The 266-nt window shown below is 57.5% G+C and carries 1 pseudogene; it reads left to right on the plus strand.

Going from position 1 to position 266, the window contains the following annotated elements:
* Positions 1–266: pseudogene (locus HBA93_RS21535) on the plus strand (glycoside hydrolase family 43); the annotation flags it as partial.

The following is a 266-nucleotide window of genomic DNA, read 5'->3' on the forward strand; positions in this document are numbered from 1 at the left end:
CCTGCCGACCGTCCCGGCAGGCCGTATCGCCATCGGATCGGATGTTATGCTGGTTCTGGATGCCGCGCCTGAATACACCATACCTGCCACGGTCAGCTTCATCGCGGACGTCGCCCAATTTACACCAAAAACCGTCGAGACGACGGAGGAACGTCAGAAACTGATGTTCCGCATCAAGGCGAAAGTCTCGCAGGAACTGCTTCTCCGATATGTTCAGCACGTCAAAACCGGCCTTCCCGGCGTAGCCTACATCCGCACTGATCCTG

Source organism: Ochrobactrum sp. SFR4 (genome assembly GCF_019730395.1).
Taxonomy (GTDB): Bacteria; Pseudomonadota; Alphaproteobacteria; order Rhizobiales; family Rhizobiaceae; genus Pseudochrobactrum.